Origin of the sequence: Bifidobacterium sp. B4142, assembly GCF_026537325.1 — a bacterium.
In the GTDB taxonomy this organism is placed as follows: Bacteria; Actinomycetota; Actinomycetes; order Actinomycetales; family Bifidobacteriaceae; genus Bombiscardovia.
On record NZ_JAFNMJ010000003.1, the window covers coordinates 98,354 to 125,350 of the forward strand.

The window sequence follows — 26,997 nt, forward strand, 5'->3', positions numbered from 1 at the left end:
CCCCTGAGGTCATCCGGCCAACTATCCACGATGTTTTTCGAGTCAACCGATTATAGTGATATGGAACAGTATACAAAATCATTGGCTAGGATTCCGCTATTGCTGTGCGCCTCCGGAGAAAAGGGTCAACGGTGAACAGAGTGGGGAGGCCCGCATGAGCGAACGGGATCATCGTGAGCCACCGGCGGCCGATTTTCAGGGTCACGGAATGCGCGAGCGGTCGGCTGTCTACGGGTTCTTCATCATCATGGGCATCGGCACTTCGGCATGGATTTCTCGACTGCCAACAGTCAAGGCCGGCCTCGGTCTGCAGCCTTCGGGTCTGGCTCTGATGACTATCCTGGGCGGATGTGGCGCTCTGGTTGGCATACTGGTCTCAGGGGTTCTGACCGATCGACTGGGCGTGCGCCGGGCCATGCTGTTGGCAGCCTCTACCTGGTGCCTGGGCATGTTAATCGCGGCCCTGGCCGTCACCCTGCGCTCAGCGCCTGGGGTGGTTTTGGGCCTGCTTTTCAATTCGGCTGGGATCAGCCTTTGGGGAACGGTCAACACCGTCGAGGCCGGCGCAGTGGAGCGATTCTCCTCTCGATCCATAATGCCGCGCTTCCATGCCTCATATAGCCTGGGCATGTTTCTTGCCTTGGGACTAGGCTCGTTCCTGTCTCATCTGGGCGTGGCCATCGGCACTCACCTGGCGGTCAATGCGCTGATCAGCCTGGCTTTGGTAGTCTCCTGCGTCCTGCTCTGCCCGGCTCAGCCTCTAGGGGATTATAAGGGCAGCGCTGACGAAGGATGCTCGGATCAGCAGGCGGGTTCAGGGCAATCATCCGCTTTCGGCAAGCAGCTGGCGGCCTGGGGCGATGCCCTGGTTCTCATGCTCGCTCTGATCAACGTAGCCTTGGAGGCCAGCGAGGGCGCCGTCAACGACTGGAGCGGGATCGGCCTGGTCGATGCCTTTGGCGTCCCCGAGTCTCAAGCCGGTCTCGCTCCCACGATCTTCGCTGCAGCCATGATCATCTCAAGGTTGCTGGGTACGCATCTGATCGAGCGACTGGGGAACATGCGTTCGCTGGCCCTGACCCTGCTGGTCTCGGCTCTGGGCATCCTGGTCTACGCTCTTTCGCCCTCTTTCGTGCTCAGCCTTGTGGGCACTGGAATCTGGGGTGTCGGAGCTGCTCTGGGCGTACCTATTGTCACTACCTTGGCAACCAGGGATCCAGCCGTGGCACCCCAGCGTGCCTCGGTCATCTCCACTGCTTACTACGGGGTCTCATGGATCATTCCTCCGGCTATTGGATTTCTGGCAGACCATACTGGTGTCAGGCCGGCGCTGCTGCCTTTGGCGCTCTTGCTGGCGGTGGTTACCCTCTTGGTGCCTTCGGTGGCCAGGCTCACTCGGCAATGATGCTCTTCGGTTGGCAAAGCTCCGCCGACCGGCTGTCGGACGAAGTACAGTCTCTGGGCAGACAATCGGATTCAAACGGCTGTTCCCAAATATTGCCGTAAACATCAGTGAATTGTATGGCTGCAGCATTCAGTTGGCGCCGGCCCTGAGGATCGCCTTAGGTCAGATGGATGCCTTTCCCAGCCAAGTTCTCCAAGCACTCCTGCAGATAGGTTGCATCGTGCTCGGGGTAGATGGGGTCCGTCAACGGCACGGCAGTTAAATCCTTGTATGGCGGGCAATGCTTGCCACGGTAAAGCGGATCATACCAGTCAGGATCAGGGTGGTAGCCGCGCTCGCGCATCGTTGCCATGACCAGCAGGTGAAATTGAAAGAGCTTGTAAGGGCAGTGGCGGAAGACGTAGTCAACGGTGGCATGCCGCCGACCCCAGCCCAGGCCTCGCAGCGCGGTTATCTCGCGGTGCTGGCCCAGCAGCTGATGTCTGGGAAGCAACGGAATCAGATCCTGATGCCACAGTCGCATAACGATCCCCTCATTGGGGTCATAGGTGAACCCCTCCTTCAGCCTAGCTGCTTGCATCACTGTGAAGCGGACAGGTAGAGGGGGGGTCCGGGAATTCGTTACTGGGATTGCTTACTGGGCGATGAATCCACCGTCCACAACGAATTCGGCACCTAGGGCGAACTTGGATTCGTCACTGGCCAGGTAGACGCAGATCTCGCCGATGTCCTGCGGCTCGCCGATATGGCCCAGAGGCGTCAGCTTGCTCATTCTGTCCTCAAGGCTCTGGCTGATCAGCGGGGTCTTGATGAATCCGGGATGGACCGAGTTGATGCGGACCCCGTAGCCGTTGTTGGCGGAATCCAGCGCGGCAGACTTGGTCAGTAGCCTGGTGCCGCCCTTGCTGGCGTTGTATGCGCCGGCTCGGCTCAGACCTACGAATCCTTCGATGGAGGAGATATTGATGATGGATCCGCCTCGGCCCTTCATGACCCGCATGCCATGTTTGGTGCCCAGGAAGGTCCCGTTCAGGTTGATGGCAATGACTTTCTTCCAATCCTCGTAAGTCTCCTCGTCCATGGTGGCGCCGCTGCCGCCTATGCCGGCATTGTTGACCACAGTGGTAAGCTGGCCCAGCTCCTTTTCGACGGCGTCGATGGCGGAAACCCACTGGTCCTCGTCCGTTACGTCCAAGGTGTGGAAGACGACCTGTTCGGGATGCTTCTGCGTGAAGCTGCGGGAGGCATCGCTCTCCTTGATGTCTGTAAGGGCCACCTTGGCTCCTTCGCGGACGTAGCATTCGGCGATGCCCATGCCTATGCCGCCCGTTCCTCCAGTGATGATGGCTACCTTGCCTCGTAGACGATCAGTCATATCCACTCCTTTATAGAGATGTGCCGTCATATCCCATTTTATCTGATGGCCTGCCCATACTGATGGTTGCTGCATGAGCCCTTCCGGATAATACGTCTCCTAAGGCCGGTATGTAGGTTTGTGTTATTGCTTCGTCAAGCCTGCGGGCTGTATCTAAATCAGATATTTCGACTTCAAAAGCGATGCTATATGGCGTAAATCAGAATTATGCCAACTGTATTGTTCACGGATTGGTTAAGGAGAATGGCCGATATGTTTTTGGTTAATAACCTATTCGCACTCATTGGGCTTTGTAGCTTTGTACCCTATCTTTGGAAAAGCAGCAATACAGCAATTACTGTAAAATGATTTCAGGTATACAGGCTGCCTTTCCTACGGCCATTGATTAGTGGAAGAGAGCCAGTTGCCAGAGCTGCTACCATGATCAGCGCGCTCAAGGTGAACAGTACGGCATATCCATGTGGTCGGTCAATAATTATTCCCCAGAGGATCGCTGCAACGGCTGAGGCGGCGGAACCGGCCATCTGTATGCGGGCATAAATTTCCGTATAATCCAAGGTGCCGAAGACCGAACGCACCAATAGAGGTGTTTCGACCGTCGTGCAGGCATATACGAATCCAAATCCGAAAGAACCGAGCAGCAGCAGGACGCCATGGGTGGGGAAAGCCCACATCAAAAAGATGCCTATCAGTCCGCTGCTGATCCCCACCCCTAAGCCGAGGACTACATTCCGGTCGTTGCTGAATCCAAGTACGATCTTGCCAATTGCTTGTCCAATCATGCAGGAGGAGGCAATCAGACCTGCCATGGCTGCTATGGAGGGAATGGATGTCGCATAGGAGGGCAGGAATTGGTAGACAGTCTGATTCATGGTGATCAGTGCGCAGAATATCTCAAAAGACCAGAAAGCCGGGGTACGCAGGGCCTGATGTGCTGTTATGCCCTTGCTCGTGGGTTTTGTTGCAGACTCATTTTCTTCCTTGTTTGTCGCTTTATCCGTCTGTGCGTTGACTGGGGACCAATCAGTCCCATATGGTTGCAGACCTAGGTCTGATGGGTGTGAGCGAACGACGAATAAGGTAAATGGAAGAGTGACGGCCAGGATAATAATTCCAAATGTCAAGTATCCACGTCTCCATCCGTCGGGTGCAGATTGAATGATCGAATTGCCTAATTGGTTGAAGATAGCACCGCCTATACCTGTGAAGGCCATACACAAACCTATATTGAATCCGATGCGCTTGCAGAACCATGCGTTGATCAAGGTGGGTACGGCTAGGTAAAGTATGGCCGGCATGCCCACGCCCATGATGAATCCACAGACGTAGAACTGCCATACAGCTGTGGTACGGGACATCGCCAGACAGCCTAAGCCCACCAAAAGGATGCTTGCGCTTAGCACAGCGCGCAGGTCAAATTTGCTCATCAGCCGTCCCGCTACAGGCAAGAAGAACACCATGGTGATGCTAAACAGGCTAAAGTAACCGGTGAACACAGCTTTGGGCACGTGGAAATACTGGCTGACAGGTGTGAAATATATTCCTGCACAACTGCAAATTAGCGAAACTGGTACAGCGTTGAGTATAATGCCGCTCAAAACGATCAAGTAGGGGTAAACGGTCTGCATCCGGGCAGATGATGGTGATGGTCGAGGCATGACTGCTGACCTTTCTTTTGCAGAGAAGAGCGGAACAAATTACAAGGGATGATACCAGTATGTTGTTGCGGAATCTGCGATGAGGATGCCGATATGGGCACGAATTACCCTAATAGGATTTTAAAAGTTGCGAGCACTCAGCAATTACCGTTTAGGCGGCGGTATTGTATAGGAGTCATACCTACTTGATGTTTGAAAGTGTTGCACAGGATTGGTATCGAGGAGAATCCGCACTGTTTGCGGATTTCGTCCAGGGAAAGGTCGTTGTTGACAAGTAGGAACTTGGCCACATCAATACGTGAAGCAGTGATATATGCGTGAGGTGTCAGTCCTGTTTGTTTTTTGAAGATACGGATGAAGTGGTATTCGCTCATATATGCCCGTTTGGCCAGTGAGCTCACCGTTAGCAACTGACTGAGATTAGCGGCGATGTATGCTATCGAGTCATCAACGGCATGTGAGCGCTTTGCTGTGACTCCGGGCTTGTTCTCTACAGCAAATTCCGTAAGCAGATCTGTAATATGACGAGCCATTTCCGGTTCGGAGTATCCACTATGATCCGTGGCCATATCGTGGATCTCACGCAGCTGAGTCCGCGCATATGAAGGGTTGCGAAGGGTAATTACGTTTCCAAGTTTAGCTGTGATCAAATCATAATACGGTCTTGCCGTTATTCCGTCGAAGTGCATCCACAATACGTCCGTTTCAGTGTCAGTCCCATAACGATGACGGGAATAGCAGTCAACGAGAACGAATTGATCAGCCACAGCCTGTAAATGACCTGCAGGCAGATCCAAATCCATGGATCCTGAGAGCACTAGCATGACTAGAAAACTGTCAAAGGACCGGCGATCAAGACGATAGCCAGGCTGGTAGCTGAACAGGCCAGATCTTAACAGGTAAAGAAATGTACACCGGGCTGTGGCTGAAGGAATTCGCATGACGAAGTCCGACTTAGCCAAGTCGATGAAGTGCTCGGCGGGTTTCATGATTACTGTTCCTCTTTGTCCGTATTCGTTAACGAGATGCTATGAGTTCAGCCGTTAGGCAGGTAAGGATGATAGCAGGAACCGTGTGGCATGGCCCCTGCCATCATCAAAATGCCCGTGTAGGGTCCTAGTTTCAGTTCTCGCTCATGTCTTCTAGCGCTACGCCGCTGGTTTCAGGCAGAGCCTTGGTGACCAGAAGGAAACCTACTACGCCGAAAAGGGCGAAGATAACATAGGACCAGCCCAAGCCAATCCCGTCACGCATGGAGGGGAAGACCCAGTTGCAGGCGGCTGAAGCAATCCAGCAGAAGAAAGTCGCCACTGACACTCCTATGGCGCGAATGGAGTTTGGCAGCACTTCGGAGATGACGACCCACATGCCAGGTGCCCAGGTCGCGGAATAGCAGAACCAGAATAGATTAGCTACGATCAGCAAGAACCAGGCCCAGCCTGTGGTCACATTCACTTCACCGTTGACCACCTTGCCGGTGAAGAATCCTACGGCCATAAGCGCCAGACCAATGGTCATGGTCACGGAGCCAATAGTCAACAGCTTGCGCCGACCGATCTTGTCGATGCAGGCCATCCCGATCATGGTTGCAATCAGAGCGAAGATCGTGCGAACGAATGACATATGCAATGCGCTTTGCTCGGAGAATCCGACCATCTGCCACATGGATGAATCATAGAACATGATAACGTTTGTTCCTTGGAGCTGCTGCAGCATGGCTACTCCGATTGCTACCCACATAACCTTGCGCAATCCAAAGCAATCGCCCCTCAGATCAGACAAGCGCGCCGGACGTTCGAGCATGGTTCCACGTATTTCCTGAACCTTGTCGTCGGGATCGGGCTCGCCTGTGATTTCGGAGAGGATAGTCCTGGCCTTCTTGTTCTCCCCTTTCATCACCAGATATCTCGGGGACTCCGGAAGCATCAGTGCCACAATGAGCATAAGTATGCCTGGCAGAGCCATAGTCATCAGCATCCATCGCCAAGCCGCCAGACCCAGCCACCAGGTCTTTTCAGCACCGCCTGCGCCCATCGCATAGAGGTCATTGAGACCTAAAGCTGCTATTTGTCCAAGGACGATGGCGAATTGTTGCATGGAACCTAGCATGCCGCGCAGATTCTGAGGAGCGATTTCCGAGATGTATGAAGGCCCGATGACGGAGGTGAAGCCAACCCCGATTCCTCCTAGGAATCTGAATATGAAGAACACCCAAACGTTGCTTGTCAGGCCCGATACCAGGGCGCAGGCCACGAAAAGTATGGATGCGCCGATAAGAACCTTGGTGCGACCATAGCGATCGGCGAGTTTCCCAGCAAACCAAGCTCCTACAGCGCAGCCGACAAGCGCCGATGAAACTGTGAATCCGGACATGAAGCCTGTGACGCCGAATCCGGAATCTGGACTGGTCAGTGCTTTGACGGCGCTGTTGATGACGGATGTGTCGTAACCGAACATGAATCCGCCGACGGCAGCGGCTGCACAAACGATAATGAGTTTGATCCTATTGCCGTTGGATAAGCCTTTTGCCGACGGTATACCGGTTTTAGTTGGATGAGACATGTGAGAAACTTCTTTCTGTGTCGTTGACGGATCGCGGTTGTTTCAGGCGATGATGCTCGTTCGGTAGCAGATCCTGGCGGTAAAAATGTCGCCTGCTCTCAAGATGGGTTTTATGGGGTCGTCGCTGTTGATGGCGTTGGGTACATATTCGCACTCAAGCGCTATCCCCTCTCTAGGCCCATAGCAGTGGCCATCCCTAGCTCGGGTGTTGCCCAGATGGTCACCGGTGTACATCTGGATTGCGGGTAGATCGGAAAAGATGTCAAGCCGAATACGGGTCTTCGCGCTGGCTAGTGTGGCCATATGGCCGAACTCCCAGGGGTTTTTGTTGATCGGGTAGGCATGGTTGTAGCCGTGCCCAAGTCTGATCTGATCGAAAGTCGGATCGCGCCGCTCACCAATGCTGCAGGGTTTCCTGAAATCCATCGGAGTATCGGCCACGGCCTGTCGAGAGCCTGATGGTATGGCATCCTCACTGAGCATGGGGCAGAACGTATCTGCATTTATCTGCAGTGTGTGATCCAGAATATTGCCAGATCCATTGCCATCCAGATTGAAGTAGGCATGATTGGTGAGATTGCATATGGTATCTGCATTCGTGGCGCCTTCGAAGGTTATTTCGAGTCCGTCATCCTGAAGTCTGTAGCATACCGTGATCGACACGGCTCCTGGGAAGCCTTGATCGCCGTCTGGGGTATCCATCCTCAAGGTGACATGCCGGCCGTCATACGAATCAGTCGTCCACAGCCGGTGCTCGTAACCGTCAGGGCCGCTGTGGTTGTTATTCTTGCCGTCGTTCGCTTCTAATTGGTATGTATGTCCATTCAGCTGAAACTGAGCATTGGATATCCTGTTGGCATTGCGTCCGATGATGGCGCCCAGACAACAGGTGTCAGCGCAATAGCTCGCTAAATCCGGGCATCCCAAGACTATTTGCCTAAGATCTCCTGCACTGTCCGGGGTGAGGAAAGAGACAAGCCTCGCTCCGAAATCGGTGATTGTTGCCGATCGTCCCTGTTCATTCTGGAGCTTGAACAGGTGCGCGACTCTGTCATCGTCTAATCTGCCATATTCGCTGACAGACATGTCCGTTGCCTTCATGCTGTCGCCTTGGCTGCAGCGGAACTGTTCATCAATATATGCCGATGGGAGAGTTCGTCGCTAAATAGGTTGACCTGGATGTGGCTGGGATCTTCGGACATAGCCTTGGCAAGCAGATCCGACGCCTTTTGCGTTTTGCCCAATCCGATGTTGGCTAAAGCCGTGACATACAAGCAATGAATGTGGTTCATTCTTGTATAATCTTTGTCATAAATTACGAAGTCTGGAAGGGATACTGCGAAGTATTCTATAGCTGCTTGATCGTGAAGGTGCTGTTCGCCGAAGTCCAGCAGGCGGTAAAACCTGGCATTGGCAGGTCCGTGTTCACCCAATGCATCATGAGCTAGGCCCTGGTACAGGATCATTTCTGCAGGCTGATCGTTATAGAACATTGCCCCCTTGACTTCGTCCGGCCCGATGGTCGCTTGACGGAATTGAGCCTTTGCCGCATCATCATGACCCATGTTTGCTTCGATCAGGCCTAAGAGATAATGCAGATCGTTGTCTTTCTGTCCTTCGAGCTTGCCCTCGCCCAGATTTTCTGGATAGGACTGGGCCTGGGTCAGTAGATCTTTAGCTGTTTGCCAATCTTGGGCGTTCATTGCGTCCTTTGCCATGAGCGTCAGGCTAATGCGGTATTGGGCAGTGATCTTCCCTTCTCCACCTTCCCAAGGATGGAAATGCCGTTTGCCCATCAGTTCATAGGCTTCGCGATAGTTGCCGGTCATGTTTAGCACTGTCAGATACTCGATGTACAAGTCATCGCGTTCCTGAACGGCGTTGAGATTGCGGCGGTATTCGACCAGACGCTGGCTGTAGGTCCATCCAAGCATCCGGCGGAGTTGATCCAGCTCCAAGAAAATGCTGGAATCTGATGGATCAAGGCTGAAGGCCTTTTCCATATGCTCTAGGGCACTGGCTTCGTCATGTCGCTTGTTGTAGTATGCCAGGGATAAATTGCGGTGGACAGTGGGGAAGTTCGGATCGTTCTGAGCACTGGTCTGCCATAGCTCAATTGCCTTGCCTGATTGAAGCTTGTCGTAATAAAGGCATCCCAAATAGTATGGTGCCTTAGCGTTGGCGCCCATCTTCATCGCAGTCTGAAGGACCGGAACATCGTCCAAGGTGTTGGGGAAGCAGCAGTAGCTGTCGTCTTCTTCGCCTTTCAGGACAGCTTCCTTGGCTTGGTCAGGATGATTCATGGCTGCCAGGTAATAGCCTTTGTAGTAGTCCAGCATAGGATCTTGGCCTTTGGCTTGGTTCAGCATGGCCAAGGCTTCATCATAAGCTCCGAATGACGCGTATTCGCGAGCTGCCTTGATGTGGTTCTTCGTGAATCCCCGGGTAAGGTCCAAATCGTGTTTGTTGCCTGTGGTCAGGTAGTGTTCGTAGCGTGAGACGAAGTCGAATGCGTCCAGGGCAAGGTTCTTCTCCATCTGACTGGCGGCCTCATCTGTTCGGCCCAATTTACGCAACAAGTAGGTTTTGAGCCCTCTAGCCCTGATATTCTCGGAGTTCTTCACCAGGCTTCTATTGACGAAGTCCAAGGATCGAGACCAGTCGCCGCGGCGTGCGCTGATTGCTGCGAGATAGAAGAAGCCCATTTCTTGTTGGGAATCATCCCAGGTCGACTTGTAAAAGGCATCATATGCCTGATCTTCTAGTCCCAGATACCAATTGGCCAAGCCGAGATTGAAGTATGGTTCTGAATCATAGGGGTTGGGGTTACGGCTGGTTATGCGGTCGATGGCTTTTTGGAAATGATCTTTTGCTTTTTCGAATACGCCACGTCGTAGCAAAAGCAGGCCATATGCATTGTTGATCCTGGCATCGCCGGGATCACGTTGCAGTCCTTCCAGATAGTAGGGATCAGGACGATATGTGGCATGGCGGTATTGTTCGAGATGAGTGCCGATTAGGAATAGCTCTTCATTGGTGGCGACATCGCTCGGTTTGGGTGCGGCTTTTGCGGGGCTGGGCAGTTTGTCGATAGTATCCGGTTCCGGAGTGTAAGAGACGAGTTCCTTACCGGTGTCTTGGTCAGTGACCGATACGGTCATGTCTGTGGGAGCCGCCCCATGAGTGTCGAACTCTTCAGTGAGGATATTGACAGGGCTTAGTCGAGTGCTTTGTTCGAGTAGCGTCTCTCCTTTATGATTTGTGACCTTGACCAGACCATGGTCCACAATGTACGTGGCGTACACGGTTACCCGGCCCTGCCCATCCGACAAGCCGCTGCCGTCGACGCCTTCGGTCTCCCCAGGGGCTTTCGCGGGATCAACGGGGCCAAACTCCATGTTCACAGCGGCGTCTAATGTAGCGTTTTTTACCAGACCGCAGGCCTTATACGGCATGAAATACTGGGTGAAGCGTTTGGTTTCGAAAGGTTTGAGCCAGCTGAAATCCGGTTGGTTGTCAGTGAATACACCGGTCATGAGTTCGGCATAGGGGCCATTGTCATCGGTCAGGTTCCGATCCCAGGCATGTCCAAAATCACCGCTACCCCAGACCCACTGCTTCTTGCCGGGACTGATGTGGTGGTCGGCATAATGCAGGATGCCAGCTTGAGCTGCGTAATCGTATCCACCAACGAAGTCGTACTTGCTTCCGGCAGCCATGTATGAGGTGGGAACGGGGACGTTCTTGTACCTGCCGATGTCCACGCCTTCCGAGTAGTCGTGTTTGTAATAAGTGCCTGTGGCAATAGGGTACCTGCTCACGTCGCGTTTGCCATGATCCATCACCGCTGTCACATCCGGAGGCATGACCGTCTTGGTATGGGCGTTGACAGATACGGCTGGGTTAGCCCACCAAAGGAAAGTTTGGGGAAGGCTTGTGCCATTGTAGAGATCTCCCGTGATGGCTATGTATGCCTTACCTGGATAGAGGGCAATTGTAGTGACGACCTCGGTGCCGTACATCTGGTCGACATCATGGCATTGGACTCCCTTGCCGCCATTGGCGAGGTCGACAAGACGGTAATCGACTGGGCTGAAAGTAGTGGGGCGATGGTGCTGAGGCCAGTTAAATTCGATGCCTCCCGAGATCCACGGTCCTGTAAGGCCGACCAGTGCAGGCTTTATGACATCGTTTCGGTAGACGAAATCGTACCCGTTGGTCTTATCCTGGGCATATTGGATTCTGCCCCCTAGCTCGGGGAGCACCGTTACCTTTATATATTCATTCTCAATGATGACAGCTTTGTATGACTTGTCTTCCTTGGCATCTTTGATGGAAGTGATGACCGGGTATGGATAGACCTTGCCCGAGGATCCCTGATAGACGCGTTTTTCAATAAATTGAGGATTCTTATCCGGTTTGCCGACTCCGTAGGTGGGAATGACCAAGGTGGTGTCAGAAATTTTGACGTGTTCGGTTGAAGACATTACCTGCTCCTTTGTCTTTTTAAGGCTATGTCTGGGAGAGTCGAGCGGCCCGAAGCAGCTCCGATGCTGTCTCCTTACGTCTCACACTAAGGCTGGATATTTGGGTTGTGACCAGTAAAATTGTCCTTTTATTTCGGATTCTTGCTCTTAGCAGGAGGATTTGTAGCCTCGTGCCAGTTCGGTCTGTCGGTTTTGAAATCACAAATTCTGATGGGTAAGTCACAGGCGGTCCATTTTTGACTTGCACCTCCAGCGACTCGAAGTTGTACCATCAGGCCAATTAAGGATCAAGGAAAGGTGGGACGGTTATGACTGTTGCAGATAAGACAGTGCTGATCACAGGAGCTTCATCAGGCATCGGGGAGGCCACGGCGAGGCTCTTGGCGCAGCGAGGGGCCAAGTTGGTGCTGGGCGCTCGCCGCAAGGATCGGCTGGATAAAATCGTCGACGACATCGTTCAGGCGGGTGGCCAGGCTGCCTCTATGGCTCTGGATGTGACAGATCGGCGGGCCAATGAGGACTTCGTGGCTTTCGCCAAGAAGCAGTTCGGTGGAGTGGACGTGGTATTCCTCAACGCCGGGCTCATGCCCAACTCGCCCCTGTCGGCCCGGCATGTGGACGAGTGGGATCGGACTATTGACGTCAACCTCAAAGGTGCTTTGTACGGCATCGCAGCGGCCTTGCCGGAGTTTACCGGGCAGCGTCATGGACAGTTCATCGCCACCTCTTCGGTGGCGGGCCTCAAAGCCTATCCCGGTGGAGCAGTCTACGGAGCGACTAAGTGGGGTCTGCGTGATCTGATGGAGGTGCTCAGGATGGAGTCCGCCCAGGAAGGGACTCATATTCGTACCTCTACCATTTACCCGGCGGCCATTCGAACCGAGTTGCTGGATACCATCACAGATAAGCAGACTCTGGCTGATATGAACAAGACCTACGACAGCTACCAGATTGATCCCGAACGGGTGGCCCAGGTGGTGGCCTTTGCCATCGATCAGCCTGAGGATACCAATGTGTCGGAATTCACCGTAGGCCCTACCATCCAGCCTTGGTGAATTCCTCTGCCAATGCCTTTAGTCGCCGCTGGAGGAAAGCAGACGGATGCCTGATTGTGCCATGGCCTTCCGGGCTTTGATGCCCTGATCCTCGCTGACCGGGACAGTCAGATCCTCGAAGACCGTGACCTGGTAGCCCAGTTTTGCGGCGTCAAGGGCTGTATCCTTGACGCAGTGAGATTCGGCGATGCCTACTACATCCACTTGGTCGACGCCAGCTTGTGCCAGGGCATCGGCCAGGGTGACTCCAGATGATTTGGCCGCAGCGAACTCCTCCCTGCTCTGGATGCGATCGGTGTTGTCTTCGATGCCTTCGAATCCTGAGTAGGCGGCTGAATACTGGCCCTTTTTGAAGTGGTGGGCGATACCCAGCTCACGAATTCTGGGATGAAGCTCCGCGCCGGGCGAGCCCGCTACGCCGTGTCTAGGCCAGGTGTCTACAAAATCCGGGTAATCGGACCAATGAGATCCGGGTTCGATGTGCCAATCCTGGGTGGTGGCCATGTAGACGTAGTCCCCGGCATGGCCGTGGACATAGTCGGCGATTTTGCCAGCTGTGGCATTGCCTCCCTCGACTCCCAGCTCACCTCCTTCGCAGAAGGTCGGTTGAACATCCACGACAATCAAAGCCTTGGACATGGTGATCACTCCCTTGGTCGAAGTTGGCGGTGTGCAGAAATCATTCTGGTTGAAGCTCGACAATCATTCCTCTTCTGCGCCAATCTAATTCTCGCAGACGGGCTGGTCCTTCGATTCCTGTGGCTGTGCACATCGGCGAGGCGGGCAGCAAGGTGGATTGAAGGCGCCCACTTGGGGTGGTTCCATACGGCCTTTAGCGTGTCTGCTTGGTATCCTGAGTGCCAGGATTGTGCGAGGTTATGACAGGTGCCTTTATTGTGGCCCGTCTCTTCTTTGTAAGGCTGGGCCCGCATCGTCCTAAGGGAGGGAGCGGCAATGCGGATCAATGAGTTCGGGCAGCCTATTGGTGATGCGGTCTCATTTGCGGGGGCCATGATGCCGGAGTCCGTCGAGTTGATAGGCAGGACCGTTCTGGCGGTGCCCTTGAGCGCAGACCAAAGCGATGCCTTCTATGAACGGATTTTTGGCCCGGATTGCGACGAATCCATCATGACCTATAGCAGGCAGGACCTTTATCCTGATAGAGCTGCATTCGATGCAGGGATCGAATCCATGATGGCAAGCCGTGATCCTCTCTTTTTTGCGATACTTCGCAAGCCGCCGGCACCTGATCCTGGCGCCGGTCGATTTGCAGGTGGGGAGTACCCGGGCTTACGAAGTTTGACGAAACCTGATGACTCGTCGGATCTGTTGGGGATGTATGCCTTGATGCGGATTCGGGCGGACATGGGAAGTGTGGAAATGGGCCATGTCATTTATACCAAGGAGCTGCAGAGAAGCAGACAGGCAACCGAAGCCCAGTATCTGATGGCTCAGCATGTCTTCGAGGACTTGGGCTATCGCAGGTACGAGTGGAAGTGCGACAGCCTCAATGAGCCCTCACGAGCTGCGGCGCTGAGGCTGGGATTCAAGCCTGAAGGCCGGTTCAGGAATGACATGGTCTACAAGGGCCGGACTCGGGATACGGATTGGTTTTCCATGACGGATAGTGAATGGCCGGCAGTGAAAGAGCGGTTGGAGAACTGGTTGGATGATGCCAATTTCGATCAGCATGGCAAGCAGAAGCGCCGTCTGCAAGATTGTTGAACTAGTGCTGCTTTAATACAGCCGCTTGTGATTGCGCCGCGGCATCCTTGATGAGGCCGAAATAGGTATTCATGGCTCGGGCAGTAGGAGTTTTATTGCGGCGCATCAATGCAAGCGGAGCTCCTTCGAACAACATCTTTCCGCCCGCACTTCCGGCTCTTGGGCCCATATCGATCACCCAGTCAGTCTGACCGATGAAGCGTAGGTTATGTTCTATGGCAATGATAGTAAGGCCTGTGTTGACGATGAGTTTACGCAAGAGGGCAATCTGTTGCAGGATGTTGGATTCGTGAAGGCCACTGGTAGGCTCATCCAAAATAAAGGTATTGTGAATTTCTTCCTTGTGCAGCTCGCCCTTGGGAAGTGTATCCAGAGCCTGCCCGACGGATAGGTAGGCCAGTCCGCGACATTCTTCAAGACTTTCGTGGTTCGGCCTAGCGCCTCATGATATTGGTGCATAGCTTCGATGGCAGTCAGCTTAAGTGTCTTAAGCGACGCTGAGGCCGCGGAATCCGGCAGTCAGAGCTACAAGATCGATATTCTGGATACTAAAAAAGTCTTGGGCTGTTTTTCAAGACCTATTGGCGGAGGATACGAGATTCGAACTCGTGAGGGCGTGAACCCAACACGCTTTCCAAGCGTGCGCCATAGACCACTAGGCGAATCCTCCAAGTGCCGTTGAGAGCCATATGACTTCCGTAACGGCACAACTGAAAACTATAGCATGGACGGCCGATATGGCTGCTCCCGGCGTGTGGAGACATAGGAGTCTGATCGTCCTGTGCTCCGGTGAATGATGCTCACAGTAGATACGGCAGCAGCAGGCCGGTAATCCGGCGCCCGAGCCGTTGATACCCTTCCTGGCTGTAATGCAGGCCGTCAGGCATGAAGCGTTCATGCCCCTTGATGAAAGGGCTGATGCCGCTCTGCACAAACAGGTCAATGACCGGGATGCAGTAGCTGGCGCATATCTCCTTCATCCTCTGTACATAGTCCTCCTGCATAAGGTTGCAGGCGTTGCGCTGACGGGTGTTGGGGTAGTTCTTGGTCGGGTGGACGAAGTTGTTCTGCGTGGCCGTGATGACGACCAGGTTTTGCGTGGGATACATCTTCAGCAGACCAGTCAGCATGACGTTCAAGGCGCCGGAGAATGTATGGCTGTCCGTACTGTTTTCCTCACCCAGCGGTATATCGTGTTGGAAGTCGTTGACTCCACCGAAGATCACGACATCGTCTGCCTCGGTATCCATCTGCTCGAACCGTTCGATGAAGGAATCGTCCCTGTCTTCGCAGACGGCGATGCGCGACCCGCAGATACCGTAGTTCCGCACCTCCTTGAAAGGTATGAGCCGCTGGAGGGTCTGGGTCCAGGAGATGCTTTGACCTCCTGAATCCAGACCGTTGTCGCCCCAGGTCGTCGAATCTCCGAAGCAGTTGATGATCTTGTCTTTGAAGTAATCCTCAGACAGCATCATGTCTTGTCTTATTCCCTTTCTTCCCATGTCTGATGGGGTTTACTTCTGGAATTCGGCCTGGATTTCCTCCAGGGTCTTGCCGTTGGTCTCGGGCAGGACGTTCCTGGCGAACCATGCCATGACAAGGCAGAAGATTGCGAAGATGATGAATGTCCATGTGGCTCCGATGCCGTTGAGCATGATCGGGAAGCCCTGCCCAACGAAGAAGGAGGCCAGGAACATGGTCAGGGAGCAGAGGGACTGTGCACGGCCGCGAATGCGGGTCGGGAACACCTCGGACATGATGACCCAGGCCCCGCCGCCCCAGGAGAGCTCGTAGAATGCGGTATGGGCGAGGATTCCTATTACGATCAGGATGTTCATGAGCGTGTTGAACTTGCCGATGGAGAAGAGGAGTGCCAGGGCCAAGAGGGCGCCGGCCATGGCCACTGCGCCCCAGGTCAGCAGCTTCTTGCGGCCCAGCTTGTCAATGTAGACCATGAAGATGGCCACGAAGATGATCTTGACCACGCCGATGCCGATGGTCTCGATCAGGGATGCATTGGCGCCGATGCCGGTCTTCTGGAAGATGATGGGAGCGTAATACCCGACTGCGATGGTGCCGGTAAGCTGCTGGAAGGCGGCTGCCAAGAGGGCGATGAGCAGGGCGAAGCGGATGCCCGGCTTGAAGAGCTCGCTGATGAGGCCCTTTTGCTCGGTCTGGACCGTCTTGCTGATCAGACCGACCTCGTCCTTGGCGGACCTGGCGCCGTTCATGCGGGTCAGAACCTTCATGGCCGTGTCGGTGCGGCCTTTTTCGATCAGGTAGCGCGGGCTCTCGGGAATGAGAGGCGTCAGGATGAAAAAGATGATGGCGGGAATCATGCCCGAGCCAAACATGAACCGCCAGCCCCAGGCGATGTTCCAGTCAGGCGGGTTCAGATTGGCTATGGTGGCGTTGACTATGTAGACCACGGTCATGCCGATGGCGAAGGCCAGCTGGTTGGCGCTGACCAGGGTCCCGCGGATTCTGGCTGGCGCGACCTCGGAAATATAGAGCGGGACGATGGTCGAGGCCATGCCGATGGCTATGCCGGACAGGATGCGACCGATGATCAGTATCGTCACCGTGGGCGAGAGGGCCATGGTCAGGCTGGAGAGTGTGAAGAGGAGGCCTGCAACGATCATGACGGGTTTACGTCCTGCATGGTCGCTCATCCAGCCGGCGACCAGGCACCCGGCCATGGCTCCCAGAGCCAGCACAGCCGACACAAATCCCACCTGGGCCTGGGACAGTTTGAAATGTACAGAGAAAAAGCTGATGGCACCGGATATGACGCCTTGGTCGTATCCGAAAAGCGAACCGCCGATGGCTGCTATCAGTACGACGAATATGACATATTTGGATCCACTGGTTTCTTCTTGTTCTGGGTATCCTGTGCTCACGCTGACTCCTTCATCAGGCATTGGCTCTCATACACAGAATGTGATATATCTGACACTTTTGAATCTCAGTAGTTGTTGCCAGACTTTGCGCTGATAAAGGAGTCGGGATGAGCCGGGATTGGTGGAATCTACTCGATCTGGTCCAAGGACAGGCCAAGGGCTTCGGCCACACGCCGGCCGTAGTCGGGGTCGGCCTGGTAGAACTGCTTGGTCTCTAGAACCCGGATTTCCTGGTCATCGACGGAGCCCAGGGTGTTCTTGATGGTCTGGATCAGGCGGTCCTTCTCTTCCGGGCTCATCAGCCTGTAGAGACGGCCGGCGGCGGAATAGTAGTCCGTGTCGTAGGGGCGGGAGTATTCGGTCTGTCCCTGGACGGCATCGCCATGCATACGGGCATCGTGGTCCTCCACAGGGCCGCCCTTGCTGTTGGGCTCATAGTTGACTGAACCGTCCTGGCCCTGGGCCATGAAGCCGTCGCGCTCGTAGTTATGGACCTGGTTGACGGGTCGGTTGACGGGTAGCTGTTCGTAGTTGGCGCCCAGACGGTAACGCTCGGCATCCTTGTATCCGAACAGGCGGCCCTGCAGCAGCTTGTCGGGCGATGGCTCGATGCCGGGAACGAAGTTGGCGGGGGAGAAGGCCGCCTCCTCCACATCATCAAAGTAGTTGGTCGGGTTGGTGTCCAGCACGAACTCACCTATTTCAATGCGCGGATAGTCCTTCTTGGAGACCACCTTGGTCACGTCGAAGATATCGTCCTTATAGTCCAGGCCCTCCTGATAGGGAAGGATCTGCACGCAGACCTTCCACTTGGGGTAGTCGCCCTGGTCGATGGCATCGTAGAGGTCATGCAGGAGGAAGTCTGTGTCCTCAGAGGCGATCTTGGCTGCGGTCTCATCGGTCATGTTCTTCACGCCCTGCTCGCTCAGGAAGTGGTACTTGACCCAGAACTGCTCGCCTTTCGTGTTGACCCACTTGAAAGTGTGGCTCCCGTAGCCGTTCATGTTCCGGTAGCTGGCCGGGTTGCCCCTGTCTCCCATCAGATAGGTGACCTGGTGGACGGACTCAGGGGAGTGGGACCAGAAGTCCCACTGCATCTCCTGACTGCGCAGGTGGGTGGCCGGATCGCGCTTCTGCGAGTGGATGAAGTCGGGGAACTTCAGGGGATCATTGACGAAGAAGACCGGAGTGTTGTTGCCTACTATGTCGTAATTGCCTTCCTGGGTGTAGAAGCGCAGAGCGAAGCCGCGCACGTCCCTCAAGGTGTCGGGGTAGCCCGATTCGCCGGCCACTTGGGAGAAGCGCAGGAGGATGGGCGTGGTCTTGCCAGCTCCATTGAATAGGTCTGCCTTGGTGTAAGCGCTCATGTCCTTGGTCAGGGTAAAGGTTCCCTTGGCTCCGGCCCCCTTGGCGTGGACCACGCGCTCCGGTATGCGTTCGCGGTTGAAGTGGGCGAGCTTTTCAAGAAGCTGGTAGTCCTGCATGAGGATGGGTCCGCGGGTGCCCGCCGTCTGGCTATGGTTGTTGTCTGCCCAGGGCTGCCCTTCGCTGGTGGTGAGTTTGTCGTTCATGGTTTTATCTCCGTTCTGTCTGTATTTTCCACTCGAAGATGTTGGGGGTGTGGAGCGTGCTTCATCCCCTTGGACTCCGTAATGGCTGATGGCCGGAATCGTTGTTTTTCGATGGATACCGCTTTCAGATTAGGTGAGATTCGACCGGGTTTGTGGAATTTTCACACTAACCACTCTTGCGAGCCGGGACATGACAGTCTCTCAGCCGCCTGGCGTGTCACAAGAGGGGCGGAGAGGATGACGGATAGGCCTGGCTGAGCGTGGCTGCCATGCGGGTATGGGGAACAATGGCCTTTCATCAGGATTTGTCGGGAAATGGCCGCCATGGGGAACGGGGGGAAAACCATAGGGTCTTTCGTAGGACACGTTGGGCCTGCCGGATATGCCCGGACTGCCTGGCCCTCAGAGCATCTGCATGAGTTCGCCCACGTCCTGGATGACCAGCTGGAGGTTGAGCCCGGTCAGGACAGCCACCACAATCCAGGCCAGGAAGGCCATCCACCGAGGGTTGGCGTACTTGCCCATGATCTTCGTGGAGGAGGTGAACCAGACCAGGGGAATCATGGATATGGGCAGGGCCACGCACAGGAAGACCTGGGAGTAGACCAGCAGGCTATCCAGGGCGGACTCTCTGCCGCCAAAGGCGATGGTGCAAATCAGCACGGGGATGATGGAGACTACGCGGGTGACTAGCCTGCGCAGCCAGAGAGGGATTCTCATGCGGACGAAGCCCTCCATGACGATCTGCCCGGTCAGGGTGCCGGTGATTGTCGAGTTCTGGCCTGAGGCCAACAGGGCTACAGCGAAGAGGGTGGAGAGCAGTCCGGATGCCACCGGCCCGGCGATGGCCTTGTCGCCAAGAGCGTTGTAGAGCGCGGTGAAAGTGTCCAGCCCCTCGCCGTGTCCGAAGAACATGGCCGCACCCAGCACCAGCAGCAGGCAGTTGACCACGAAAGCGGCGGACAGCTGGATGTTGGAATCCCAGGTGGCGAAGCGGACCGCGTTGGCAACCTGACGGTCGTCGCTACGGTCGAAGTCGCGGGTCTGGACGATGGATGAGTGCAGGTAAAGGTTGTGGGGCATGACTGTGGCGCCCACAATGCCCAGGGCCATGGTCAGCTGGCCATTGCCCAGAATGGCCTTGTCGGGAATGAAGCCGCGGAAGACCGCCGGCAGGTCCGGCCTGGCTAGGAAGACCTCGTAAAGGAATACCGCCATGATGACCAGAATCAGGGTGGCTACGATGGCTTCGATGCGCCGGAAGCCGATCTTGGTCAGCAACAGGAGGATGAGCACATCCAGGACAGTCAGCGTCACACCTAGGATTAGCGGAATGCCAAAGAGCAGCTTCAGAGCGATGGCCCCGCCGATGACCTCGGCGATGTCAGTGGCCATCACTGCCAGTTCCGTGCAGATCCAGAGGACGAAGCTGAGCCGGCGGCTGGTGTGCAGGCGGGTGGCCTGGGCCAGGTCCAGGCCCGTCACGATTCCCAGTTTGGCCGACATGTACTGGAGCATCATGGCGATCAGGCTGGAGATGAGAATGACGCTCATGAGCAGGTAGCCGTACTGTGCACCGCCGCCGATGGAGGTGATCCAGTTGCCGGGGTCCATGTAGCCCACGGCCACCAGGGCGCCGGGGCCGGAGAAGGCCGCCAGGTTCTTCCAAAAGGAGGTGGATGAGCTGGGCACGGAGACCGTGGCGTTGATCTCCTCCAGGGATCGCCCATTGGCCGTCTCGATGATGGGGTGGGATTGGCGCTGCCGACTGGACGGCGGAGTCCTGACTTCGGATCCGGCTGGACTGGCGGACCCTGAGGAGGGTCTGGTCTGAGTGTTCGGCATGACACCTTCCTTGATTCTGGTTGCTCAAAGGTCTGAAAGAAAACTTCGACCCTTCGAAGTCTAATGGTGTCACATGAAAATTGCGAGACCTTGACGAGGACATATCTGTGACATTGTCTACATGCCAGATTCTGCTGATGCTTGACTAAAAATTGGGGGAGGGGCTAAGGAATTGTGCTATAGACTGTGCACATGGACGTCATTCAGCTTTCCACCAATGTCCAAGACTATCTCAAAGTCATTTGGGATCTGGAGGAGTGGGACGATGGCCCAGTCCACCCGACGGATATCGCTGAACGGACCGGCATGAAGCAATCGACCATTTCCGGTGCCCTCTTACGCATGGTTAATGCCGGTTTGGTAGAACATAAGCCTTATGGACGGGTTGGTCTCACTTCGGCAGGTAGGCGCTCGGCCGTTACCATGGTCCGTCGCCACCGCCTTCTGGAGACGTTTCTGGAGGAAGTCCTGGGCTATAGCTGGGATGAAGTGCATGAGGAGGCTGACGCCCTTGAGCATGCCGTCTCTGAGAAGATGGTTGACAGGATTGATCGCTATCTGGGCCATCCAGCCCAGGATCCGCACGGGGATGCCATACCGACCGAATCTGGCAGCATGCCCGATGTCCCTCTAACGAAGTCTTTGTCTCAGGTGGAAGAGGGGCAAACCGTGCGCGTATGGCGAGTAAGCGATCAGGATCCAGCATTGCTCAGGTACCTGAGCAGGCACGGGGTAGGCCCAGGCACCTTGCTGCAATTAGTTTCGCCTGGGGACGCATCAAAGGGTGCGCAAGTCCGCGTTCAGAAGATATCGGCTGGGCGGAGTATTCCCAATAGGGATGAGGATGTATCGAAGGGGATTGCTGAACCGTTGGGATTAGATGATGCGCAGGCTTCAAAAATCAAGGTAGTAATTCAATAGTTTTATATATGGTAGATGTCCTGGCAGTAGTGACGGTTGCGCTGTCCATCAGGGAACATGCCCATCATCGATAGCTATGATTTCATGGATTATTTCACCCTGCATCGCTTTGCTGTTGGGAGTCATAGTGCTCCCCGAATCTGCGGGAAGATCCAGCTATATTCCCCAAAATGTCCAGACTCTGCCTGGCAGCAGATGAATGGACTTCTCGCTTATCATCTTCAAGTAAGGCTTGTGGACCAATACAAACGCCTTTTCTTGGGCTGAGGTGACCGCTCGGTAGGCCTTGGGGCTTTCAGTGACACTGGAAAGTCTGGTATGTTTCGAACCGCTTCTGTGGTCATTGGACGAACTCGGCTTTACCTCCTAAGCTAGTACCAGTGTGGTTGGTGGGCACATTGTTGCATGACGATTGAAGGGGAGCCGTAACGGTGCTTTGGTCTGTGATTAAAAATATTCTGGTTATTGCTGCCACTGCTGCCATGGCGGGCCCTATGGGATTTCAGCCTGGTGCTCTTGTATCCACGGCTGCTGAATGGAGTACACAGTCAGCAGCGCAGGAAAAGGTGGCTGAGGAAGAGCATGCGAACCCCTCGACCATCGGCGATCAAGGCCAGTCGCAGAGCGCGTCTATGCCGGACAACCCCAATCAACCACTGCCAGAGAAAATCAGCAACGCCATACCTAAGGATTCGACCGTAGTTGCGAATGATCTGGCTTTGACACCAGACCAGCAGCTTAAGCAATTGGACTCAGGCAAGAAAGTTACCGATCCGAAAATCGTCGGGACATCAACCCGTCAGGCAGATCCTTTGGCTAAGACCAATGGAGAATCATTCATCCCTGTTCATGTGGATAAAGTCAGGAAAGCCATAAAAGATTCCAAGACGGATTCCGATCAACAGACCAAGGGCAACCAAGGTGAGGAGGCAAGACCGGCAACAGCTGATTCCTCCGTACGGTCGCGTACTTCCTTTGCCTCCTTGCAGAATAATGAATACGGTGCTCACTGGGGCTCGTATCAAGGTTCACAGGCATTTTTTGAGGCTGATGGGACTCTCTTCGCGGAACAGGCCAAGGGGGTCATCGATGTTTCTGCGTGGCAGAATACTATAAATTGGGAGGCTGTAAAGAACTCCGGAGTCGACGGCGCCATCATTCGCCTAGGCTATGGTTGGGGCAACGGCCTGGATAAACAGGCCAAGAGAAACATCAGCGAATGCAAGCGTTTGGGAATACCTTTCGGGGTCTATATCTACTCGTATGCCTATGATGCCAATACGGCCGCTGCCGAGGGCGACAATGCGGTCGACCTGTTGAGGCAGGCAGGAGTCAGTCCTTATGACCTCAGTTATCCCGTTCATTATGACTTGGAAAATTGGACTTGGGCAGGTCACAGTCATCCCACCAATCCTGGAACGTATGATCAAATAGTCAATTCCTGGTGGGGCAAGTTGTCATCTGCCGGATACAACAGGCTTTCCTTGTACTCATACACCAACTATCTTTATTCTGCCTTGAATTCCGATAACCTCCATTCCAAGACGCATTGGGTGGCTAGCTATGGTCCGCGTACTGGTTTTCATTTCAGAACTGCTGATAAGGGTTGGCAATACAGCAATAGCGGTTCAATCAGCGGCATCAATGGGCACGTGGATTTGAACGCCTTTAGCAACACACGCAGTCAGCCTGACTTCAATGGAACCGACCCCAATTCATTCGCTTCCAAAGTAACGGACGTGCCTGAAGGGCGTTACTATATCGCCAGCCTGTTTGACAATCGTTATGTCGACGTAACAGGAGCCAGTCCTGACAATGGCGTGCCTCTGGATATCTGGCCCTACAACGGGCAGGACAACCAGAAATTCTATATCAAGCCAGCCGGTGGCGGTAATTACACCATTGCGACCAGCTATGGCAAAGTGGTGGATGCGTCAGGACCTTCGGCTGATAACGGGACGCCATTGATTCAGTTTTCGGCAAATGGCGGTCGCAACCAGCAGTGGAGCCTGTATCGGGGCATCGATGGTTCGTACTACATCGCTTCTGTATATGCCGGAGGTCGGAGCAAGGTTTGGGACATCACTGCCTCAAATGATGCCCCGGGATCCAGGCTGGAATTATGGGCGGCCAATCAAGGCGAGAATCAAAGATTCAAGCTGGTCAGCGTTAATGGAAGCGGCAACGGCAACTCTTCAGCATCAGGTCAGTTGGTGAGCGCTGATGGTGGAAAGTACTGGTATGAGAACGGAGAAAAAGCCCGTTCCAAGGAAATATATGATTCTTCTGCCGGACTCTGGTACTGGGCAGGTGACGACGGTCAGCTGGCCAAGGGCTGGAAGACGCTGCCTGATGGGCGAAGGGTGTATTACGATCCCCGCACTTTGGGAATGGCCTATGGCGAAAGGCTCATTGATGGGGCGTGGTATTACTTTGCCTATGACGGCAATATGGTCAGAAGCCGGGATTTTTACCTCACTTCAAACGGCGGAAAATATGTAAGATACGCCGCCGATGGAAAAATGGTCAAGGGCGAAAGCAGCAAGGCCGGCAAATGGTATTTCTTCGACCCCGTTACCGGCGCTATGGCTAAGGGGTGGAAGCATGTGTCCTCCAACGGCGGCAAGTGGGTCTACTACGATCCGTCCAACGGCCAGATGCTCCATGGAGAGGCCTATATCAATGAAAATTGGTACTACTTCAACGATTGGAGCGGCGCCACCACTTATGGATGGAAGCACTTGGCATCCAACGGCGGCAAGTGGGTATATTACGATCCGGTTATGGGGTGGATGCTAAAGGGCTGGCAGCGGGTCGAAGGCTCCATGCGCCACTTCAATGAGACGACTGGGGCGGTGCTCAATTGATTGATAGTTTGTCTTTCTAGCAAGCCTTCGCTGGTATCCTGCAAACTTGGTTGAGCATGGGTTTAAAGTTAGAAACCATGAACACTGCTGGGCAATTGAAATCGGACCTGCCTAAAAGCCAGACAGCCGAATCTGATCAGGGTTGCGGTAGGGGCGCTCCGCAACTCGCCTTGGTGATTCCTTGCTACAACGAGCAGGATGTTCTGCCTATCACTTTGCCCGTCCTGAATACCAAGCTCTCAGACTTGGAAAAGCGTGGGTTCATCACAGAGAACAGCTACATTCTTCTTGTGGACGACGGATCTCAGGATTCCACATGGCCAATTGTCGAGTCGAGTCATTCCCAGTACCCTACGAGAGTGCATGGCCTTAAGTTTTCTCATAATAGGGGACACCAGAACGCCCTGTATGCAGGGCTTATGGAGGCTCTGAGTCGTGGATGCGACGCGGCCATTTCAATGGATGCGGATTTGCAGGATGATCCCGATGCCATTGATGCAATGGTGAAGGAGTATGCCAAAGGAAACGACATCGTCTACGGTGTCAGGGACAACAGGGATACCGACACTGTTTTCAAGCGCTCGACAGCGGATCTGTTTTATAAGATGATGTCATGGCTGGGAACTGACACAATACCGAACCATGCTGATTACCGGCTTATGAGCCGTACAACCTTGAAGGCTCTTTCTCACTACACTGAAGTCAATTTGTTTTTGCGAGGCATCGTTCCTTCTCTTGGTTTCCCCCACAGCAAGGTGTACTACAAGCGCGGTTCAAGAGCAGCAGGCGAGTCCAAGTATCCTTTGAAAAAGATGATGTCATTTGCAGTGGAAGGCATTACTTCTTTTTCGATCACCCCGCTCAGAGCCATCACCGGCATCGGTCTCATTTCGGTTGCGGTAGGCATAGTGATCCTTATTTATGTGCTGGTCTCCTTCTTCTGTGGTCGTGCAGTGGCCGGCTGGGGGTCCGTGATGTGTTCAATATGGATCCTTGGAGGGCTGATTCTGTCAGGCATTGGCGTGGTGGGTGAGTATGTTGGCCGAATCTATTTGGAAGTGAAGCATCGACCCCGCTATATCGTCGAAGAACGCATCTGATATGTACGTCAAACCGCATTTCAACCGGGAAAGTCTCGACAAGATAATTCAAAAGAGGTATTCAACTTGAAATCTGCCCTCTCTCGGCATGCGCCGATGCCTATCGAATCGCTGAAGCGTCACGCCGGCATTGCTCTATTGGCCTTCATCCTTAACGTTGTTGCCTTTGCTCCCCTAATTGCCCGTCGACATTACTCGGTGGATTCCTATCATCTGATTGATGACCAGAATGCTCTTTGGTATTTGCAGAATGGCCGATACACATGGTGGCGTTTGACGCTGATGGCGGACAGCCTCGGTCTGAACCTGGTTTTGCGGCAGCGATTGTTCATGGCAATCTGCATTGTCGGATTCTCCATCTCTTTGGTTATTCTCACGGCCTCTTTTGCCAGGCTGGGCGGAATCTCATCCTTTGCTGGGCAGTGCTGTCTGTGTCTGACCTTGTCGGTGGTATGGATCAACGTATTCGTACTTGAATTCCTCTTGTTCCCCGAAAGCGCTGTGTCTGCAGCCGTCGGTTCCATATTCGTCAGCTTGGCCGTCAGCCTCATCCTTGGCAGACGGAATGCTTGGCTGTCGGCTGCATCGCTGATTTGTCTTTTGATTGCCTTGGGGTGCTACCAAAGCTTGGTAGGCGTGTATTTGGCGCTCGCCTTGCTGGGAGGCTGCCTGACTTCTTTGAGGGAAGGACACGAGCCATTTACACGGGTGATGCTTCGTTGGGCCAAGGTGCTGGGCATGGCTGCCTTCGGCTCTGTTTTTAATGTCATCTGCGTAAGATATTTGATACATATTAAGTACATAGCCGATCCCGGCCGTGGAGCCAGGCTTTCTTTGCCGACTATCGTCTTTAACTGCAAACAGGTGTTGAGATACCAGCTGTCTCTGCTCAATAATGCCGATGGACTCATGCCCAGATTCAGCGTTACCCTGATACTGCTCTTTCTGATTGCTCTGCTGGTGCTGTCCTTCCGTACCAGGCACAATCTGCCATATGGACAATTGGCTTGCGCCGCCCTGGTCGCCTATTTGGCAGTCTTTGCTCCTCACTATATCGAGAAGAATATCCTCTTGACCCCGCGCAGCAATATGGCTTTTTGGGCTTGGATTGCGTCAATGACCACGGTTTTTGCGGTTTCCCTGCTCGTATCCCGTCATCAGCCGCTCATGGTCAGGACCTCGACCGAGTCCATGCCGGAACCAGAGCGAAAGGCCGAAGTCACGATTGAGGGGACCGAGGCCTTCTCGGGCTCTGGCAACGGTGCTCGGCATGCTGCAAGGCTTATCGCCGTCTCTGGCGTCTTCCTGCTCTTTTCAAGCCTATGCATGGCGGATATAGCTTATGATGCCTATGTCAGTAATACCCAGGACCAGGCCTATGCCTTGAGCGTGGCGCAGAAGATCAAAGAGCATGAGGCTTCCACCGGGCAACGTGTAACAGCTATCGCCATAGTTCCTGATGCAAGGGTGCATGTCAAATACGACAGTGTGCGTTATCAGAGGTACGAACTGAACCGGCGCATCAT

Annotated in this window: 19 protein-coding genes, 1 tRNA gene and 1 pseudogene; 7 read left to right on the forward strand and 14 right to left on the reverse strand. The window is 54.3% G+C overall.

What is annotated here, in order from left to right; genetic code table 11:
• Nucleotides 1–154 precede the first annotated feature (154 nt).
• Entirely contained in the window at nucleotides 155–1,405 is a 1,251-nt protein-coding gene (locus J3U06_RS06455; RefSeq protein WP_267444668.1) for an MFS transporter, read from the forward strand.
• Nucleotides 1,406–1,562: 157 nt separating this feature from the next.
• Here J3U06_RS06455 and J3U06_RS06460 read toward each other — a convergent pair whose 3' ends face one another.
• The 7 genes from J3U06_RS06460 to J3U06_RS06490 form a co-directional block, all read right to left on the reverse strand.
• Nucleotides 1,563–1,928, reverse strand: coding sequence for a TIGR02328 family protein (locus J3U06_RS06460; RefSeq protein ID WP_220237347.1), 366 nt, complete (start codon nucleotides 1,926–1,928; stop codon nucleotides 1,563–1,565).
• Between the two features lie 111 nt (nucleotides 1,929–2,039).
• A complete protein-coding gene (locus J3U06_RS06465) occupies nucleotides 2,040–2,780 on the reverse strand; it encodes an SDR family oxidoreductase (RefSeq protein WP_267444669.1) in 741 nt (246 codons plus the stop codon).
• A gap of 350 nt (nucleotides 2,781–3,130) precedes the next feature.
• On the reverse strand, nucleotides 3,131–4,438 hold the full coding sequence (locus J3U06_RS06470) for an MFS transporter (protein ID WP_267444670.1): 1,308 nt from the start codon (nucleotides 4,436–4,438) through the stop codon (nucleotides 3,131–3,133).
• 137 nt (nucleotides 4,439–4,575) lie between these two features.
• Complete coding sequence (locus tag J3U06_RS06475; RefSeq protein WP_324123887.1) at nucleotides 4,576–5,427, reverse strand: AraC family transcriptional regulator; 852 nt, start codon at nucleotides 5,425–5,427, stop codon at nucleotides 4,576–4,578.
• A 133-nt stretch (nucleotides 5,428–5,560) separates the two neighbouring features.
• On the reverse strand, nucleotides 5,561–7,000 hold the full coding sequence (locus J3U06_RS06480; RefSeq protein WP_267444672.1) for a sugar porter family MFS transporter: 1,440 nt from the start codon (nucleotides 6,998–7,000) through the stop codon (nucleotides 5,561–5,563).
• Between the two features lie 42 nt (nucleotides 7,001–7,042).
• Nucleotides 7,043–8,101: an aldose epimerase family protein gene (locus J3U06_RS06485; RefSeq protein ID WP_267444673.1), complete on the reverse strand. Its 1,059-nt coding sequence runs from the start codon at nucleotides 8,099–8,101 to the stop codon at nucleotides 7,043–7,045.
• Entirely contained in the window at nucleotides 8,098–11,487 is a 3,390-nt protein-coding gene (locus J3U06_RS06490; protein ID WP_267444674.1) for a DUF5107 domain-containing protein, read from the reverse strand. Before J3U06_RS06490 ends, J3U06_RS06485 begins: the two co-directional genes overlap by 4 nt.
• 308 nt (nucleotides 11,488–11,795) lie before the next feature.
• On the opposite strand from J3U06_RS06490, the gene J3U06_RS06495 reads away from it, so the two are divergent.
• Nucleotides 11,796–12,542, forward strand: a complete 747-nt coding sequence (locus J3U06_RS06495; RefSeq protein ID WP_267444675.1) for an SDR family oxidoreductase — start codon at nucleotides 11,796–11,798, stop codon at nucleotides 12,540–12,542.
• Nucleotides 12,543–12,560: 18 nt separating this feature from the next.
• On the opposite strand, the gene J3U06_RS06500 is transcribed toward J3U06_RS06495, so the two are convergent.
• The gene (locus J3U06_RS06500) at nucleotides 12,561–13,181 is read right to left on the reverse strand and encodes an isochorismatase family protein (protein WP_267444742.1); all 621 of its coding nucleotides are present in this window, start codon (nucleotides 13,179–13,181) and stop codon (nucleotides 12,561–12,563) included.
• Nucleotides 13,182–13,496: 315 nt separating this feature from the next.
• On the opposite strand from J3U06_RS06500, the gene J3U06_RS06505 reads away from it, so the two are divergent.
• A complete protein-coding gene (locus tag J3U06_RS06505) occupies nucleotides 13,497–14,267 on the forward strand; it encodes a GNAT family N-acetyltransferase (RefSeq protein WP_267444676.1) in 771 nt (256 codons plus the stop codon).
• A gap of 1 nt (nucleotide 14,268) precedes the next feature.
• Here the strand turns inward: J3U06_RS06505 and J3U06_RS06510 are convergent, their stop codons facing one another.
• The 6 genes from J3U06_RS06510 to J3U06_RS06535 form a co-directional block, all read right to left on the reverse strand.
• Entirely contained in the window at nucleotides 14,269–14,583 is a 315-nt protein-coding gene (locus J3U06_RS06510; RefSeq protein ID WP_267444677.1) for a hypothetical protein, read from the reverse strand.
• Nucleotides 14,584–14,849: 266 nt separating this feature from the next.
• Nucleotides 14,850–14,937: transfer RNA gene (locus J3U06_RS06515), tRNA-Ser, on the reverse strand.
• Nucleotides 14,938–15,067: 130 nt separating this feature from the next.
• Nucleotides 15,068–15,742, reverse strand: a complete 675-nt coding sequence (locus tag J3U06_RS06520) for an SGNH/GDSL hydrolase family protein (protein ID WP_267444678.1) — start codon at nucleotides 15,740–15,742, stop codon at nucleotides 15,068–15,070.
• A gap of 39 nt (nucleotides 15,743–15,781) precedes the next feature.
• Nucleotides 15,782–17,167: a sugar porter family MFS transporter gene (locus J3U06_RS06525; RefSeq protein WP_267444679.1), complete on the reverse strand. Its 1,386-nt coding sequence runs from the start codon at nucleotides 17,165–17,167 to the stop codon at nucleotides 15,782–15,784.
• A 128-nt stretch (nucleotides 17,168–17,295) separates the two neighbouring features.
• The gene (locus J3U06_RS06530) at nucleotides 17,296–18,738 is read right to left on the reverse strand and encodes a catalase (protein WP_267444680.1); all 1,443 of its coding nucleotides are present in this window, start codon (nucleotides 18,736–18,738) and stop codon (nucleotides 17,296–17,298) included.
• 402 nt (nucleotides 18,739–19,140) lie between these two features.
• Nucleotides 19,141–20,583, reverse strand: a complete 1,443-nt coding sequence (locus J3U06_RS06535; protein ID WP_267444681.1) for an Nramp family divalent metal transporter — start codon at nucleotides 20,581–20,583, stop codon at nucleotides 19,141–19,143.
• Between the two features lie 192 nt (nucleotides 20,584–20,775).
• Here J3U06_RS06535 and J3U06_RS06540 point away from each other — a divergent pair, with 192 nt between their 5' ends.
• The 4 genes and pseudogenes from J3U06_RS06540 to J3U06_RS06555 form a co-directional block, all read left to right on the forward strand.
• Nucleotides 20,776–21,504, forward strand: a complete 729-nt coding sequence (locus J3U06_RS06540) for a metal-dependent transcriptional regulator (protein WP_267444682.1) — start codon at nucleotides 20,776–20,778, stop codon at nucleotides 21,502–21,504.
• 443 nt (nucleotides 21,505–21,947) lie between these two features.
• Entirely contained in the window at nucleotides 21,948–24,371 is a 2,424-nt protein-coding gene (locus J3U06_RS06545; protein WP_267444683.1) for an RICIN domain-containing protein, read from the forward strand.
• A gap of 77 nt (nucleotides 24,372–24,448) precedes the next feature.
• Nucleotides 24,449–25,471 (forward strand): glycosyltransferase family 2 protein, encoded by a 1,023-nt coding sequence (locus J3U06_RS06550; RefSeq protein WP_267444684.1) that lies wholly within the window; start codon nucleotides 24,449–24,451, stop codon nucleotides 25,469–25,471.
• Nucleotides 25,472–25,567: 96 nt separating this feature from the next.
• A pseudogene (locus J3U06_RS06555) lies at nucleotides 25,568–26,557 on the forward strand (glucosyltransferase domain-containing protein); the annotation flags it as partial.
• Between the last annotated feature and the right edge of the window lie 440 nt (nucleotides 26,558–26,997).